Consider the following 781-nt stretch of genomic DNA (forward strand, 5'->3'; position numbering starts at 1 on the left):
GGTGCTCGTCCCCGACGAGGCGCGGGTGGCGGGATCCGCGCTCACCGAGTTCCTGGCGGAGCAGGGCGTCACGCACATGATCCTGCCGCCCTCGCTGGTCTCGGCGCTGCCGGCCGGCTGTGAGCTGCCGGAGGGCTCGACGATCCTGGTCGGCACCGAGACGGTGCCCCCGGACCTGTTCGAGCGCTGGGGCGCCACGGTGAACCTCATCGCGGCGTACGGACTGACCGAGGCCACCGTGAACTCGACGCTGTGGCCGGCGCGTCAGGCCGGCGGGCGTCCCGGCGGGCGGGTGCCGATCGGTCGCCCCGACCCCAACACCCCCTGCTACGTGCTGGACGCGACCCTCTCCCCCGTCCCGCCCGGGGTGACCGGCGAACTGTACGTCGCGGGTCGGGGTCTGGCCCGCGGCTACCTGGGCAGGCCCGGGCTGACCTCCGAGCGGTTCGTCGCCGACCCGTTCGGGGCGCCCGGCGGCCGGATGTACCGCACCGGGGACCGGGCCCGTTGGCGGCGGGACGGCAATCTGGACTTCCTGGGTCGGGTCGACACGCAGGTGAAGATCCGCGGCTTCCGCATCGAGCTGGGCGAGATCGAGTCGGCCCTGGCCGCGCATCCCGACGTGGCGCAGGCCGCGGTGGTGGCCGACCGGGACGGGGACATCGTGCGTCTGGTGGGGTACGCCGTGGCGGAGCGCGGGGAACTCGATCCGCGGGCCCTGCGCGCGCACGCGGCCGGGTTGCTCCCGGAGTACATGGTGCCCGCCCTGGTGGTGCCGTTG

1 protein-coding gene is annotated in these 781 nt (G+C 74.8%); it reads left to right on the plus strand.

Going from position 1 to position 781, the window contains the following annotated elements; all coding sequences use genetic code 11:
- Positions 1-781: AMP-binding protein (locus tag ADK55_RS16580; protein WP_159041423.1), on the plus strand; the 781-nt coding region annotated here is incomplete at both ends.

Origin of the sequence: Streptomyces sp. WM4235, from assembly GCF_001279725.1 — a bacterium.
Taxonomy (GTDB): Bacteria; Actinomycetota; Actinomycetes; order Streptomycetales; family Streptomycetaceae; genus Streptomyces.